The sequence below is a fragment of the Acinetobacter sp. ANC_7511 genome (assembly GCF_056779975.1).
The window spans coordinates 1-2,486 of sequence record NZ_JBWYIY010000038.1 but is presented as its reverse complement, the minus strand read 5'-3'; the positions used below and the strand labels follow the sequence as shown (position 1 = coordinate 2,486).

The 2,486-nt window shown below is 42.6% G+C and carries 3 protein-coding genes; all 3 read left to right on the top strand.

The genetic code is table 11. From position 1 onward, the window contains the following. On the top strand, positions 1-1,097 hold a 1,097-nt coding region (locus AC1M9L_RS14660; protein WP_481592541.1), incomplete at its 5' end, for a muconate/chloromuconate family cycloisomerase. 26 nt (positions 1,098-1,123) lie between these two features. Further along, positions 1,124-1,414 carry a muconolactone Delta-isomerase gene (catC, locus tag AC1M9L_RS14655; RefSeq protein WP_092766278.1) on the top strand — a complete coding sequence of 97 codons (291 nt, stop codon included), beginning with the start codon at positions 1,124-1,126 and terminating at the stop codon, positions 1,412-1,414. 150 nt (positions 1,415-1,564) lie between these two features. Next, positions 1,565-2,485, top strand: a complete 921-nt coding sequence (catA, locus tag AC1M9L_RS14650; RefSeq protein WP_481590937.1) for a catechol 1,2-dioxygenase — start codon at positions 1,565-1,567, stop codon at positions 2,483-2,485. Position 2,486 lies beyond the last annotated feature (1 nt).

Genomic DNA, 2,486 nt, shown 5'->3' with positions numbered 1-2,486 from the left:
TTGAAACCTTGCTCGTTGAAATCCCGACGATCCGCCCACACAAGATGGCGGTCGCAACGATGCAAACTCAAACCTTAGTCCTCATTAAAATCGAAACTTCGGATGGTTTCATTGGTTGGGGCGAAGCAACCACCATCGGTGGCTTAGGCTATGGTGAAGAAAGCCCTGAAAGTATCAAGACCAATATCGATACTTATTTTGCTCCACTACTCAAAACTTTTACTGATCTCAACGTTGCTCAAATTATGCAAGTGTTGAAGAAAAATATTAATGGCAACCGTTTTGCAAAATGTGCCATTCAAACTGCTTTACTCGATATTCAAGCTCAACGTTTAGGCTTGCCTCTGTCTGAAGTGTTAGGTGGCCGTCTGCGTGACAGCGTCCCTGTGCTTTGGGTGTTGGCTTCTGGTGATACGGATAAAGATATCGCTGAAGCGAAAAAGATGATCGAAGCTAAGCGTCATAACTTCTTTAAATTAAAAATTGGTTCTCGTGCTGTAGAAGCAGATGTTGAGCATGTTCTCACTATCAAAAAAGCGTTAGGTGCTGATATTTCTATCCGTGTCGATGTGAACCGTGCTTGGTCTGAGTTAGAAGCGATCAAAGGTATTCAGCTTCTGCAAGATGGCGGTGTGGATCTAATTGAACAGCCATGTGCGATTGACAATATTGATGCCATGGAGCGTTTAACTCGTCGTTTTGATATTGCCATTATGGCGGATGAGTCATTGATGGGTCCAAGTACAGCTTATCGTTTAGCGAAGCGTAATGCTGCTTCTGTGTTTGCTGTAAAAGTTGCTCAGTCTGGTGGCCTACTCGAAGGTCGTGATGTAGCAACCATTGCAAACCTCGCTGGTGTAGATCTGTATGGTGGCACGATGCTTGAAGGTTCTGTTGGCACCATCGCTTCTGCACATTTGTTCTCGACCTTTGAGAATTTGGCATATGGCACTGAATTGTTTGGTCCATTGCTGTTAACTGACGAAATTTTAAAGACCCCGCTTCAATATCGTGATTTCGAATTACATCTGCCTCAAGGCAATGGTTTAGGTATTGAGTTGGATTTAGACAAGATTGACAACCTTCGCCGCAAATAAGCGACGTGATACATCAGGAGTGAGACATGCTGTTTCATGTACGAATGGATGTGAACATCCCACTGGATATGCCAGTTGAAAAAGCGAATGAGATCAAAGCTGTTGAAAAGGCGTATTCGCAAGAGTTACAGCAACAAGGCAAGTGGCGTCATATCTGGCGAATCACAGGTCAGTATTCAAACATCAGTATTTTTGATGTGGAAAGCAATGAAGAGCTTCATTCAATTTTACAAGGTCTTCCGCTTTACCCATATATGAATATCGAAGTAATGGCGTTAAATCGCCACCCATCTTCTATCCGTGAAGATGATCGTTAAGTTTTAAGTGTCTTGGCTTGATTGATTCAGGCCATGACATCAATACATCCAGAGGTTTTTTAGCGTCATTTTAAACAAGGATTGTGGCAGCGAGCTCAAACACATTAGAAGTCAGCCACCACACAGCAAGCATACTTAAGGAGAAATAGTATGAACCGCGAACAAATTAATGCTTTAGTTAAAAAGATGAACGTTGATACTGCAACAGGTCCTGTTGATGAACGTGTTCAGCAAATCGTTGTACGTTTAGTATCTGACTTATTCCAAGCGATTGAAGATTTAGATTTAAGCCAATCTGAAGTTTGGAAGGGTCTTGAGTACTTTACTGATGCTGGTCAAGCAAACGAATTAGGTCTTTTGGCTGCTGGTTTAGGTCTTGAGCATTTCCTTGATTTACGTGCAGATGAGAAAGATGCTCAAGCAGGTATTACAGGTGGTACTCCACGTACAATTGAAGGTCCATTGTATGTCGCTGGTGCTCCAGAATCAGTTGGTTTTGCACGTATGGATGATGGTTCTGAAGAAGGCAAAATCCCAACTTTAATTATTGAAGGTATCGTTAAAGATACTGAAGGTAACATCATTGAAGGCGCTAAAGTTGAAGTTTGGCATGCAAACAGCTTAGGTAATTACTCGTTCTTTGATAAGTCTCAATCTGACTTTAACTTACGTCGTACGATCTTCACGGATGCACAAGGTCAATATACCGCATTAACCACAATGCCTGTAGGTTATGGCTGCCCACCAGAAGGTACAACTCAGTTTGTATTAGACAAACTTGGTCGTCATGGTAACCGCCCTTCACATGTGCATTACTTCGTCACTGCACCTGGCTACCGTAAATTAACTACGCAGTTCAACATCGAAGGTGATGAATACCTTTGGGATGACTTTGCATTTGCAACGCGTGATGGCTTAGTGGCAACTGCTGTAGACGTAACTGATGAAGCTGAAATTGCTCGTCGTGGTCTGAAAGGTGCGTTCAAACATATTCAATTTGACATTGAATTAGTAAAAGACGTTGAAGGTGCGCCTTCTACTGAAGTTGAACGTCGCCGCGCATCAGCTTAAA

Excerpts from the sequence above, each read along its gene's own strand:
- catC (WP_092766278.1), top strand. The coding sequence starts at position 1,124 with ATGCTGTTTCATGTACGAATGGATGTGAACATCCCACTGGATATGCCA.
- catA (WP_481590937.1), top strand. The coding sequence starts at position 1,565 with ATGAACCGCGAACAAATTAATGCTTTAGTTAAAAAGATGAACGTTGAT.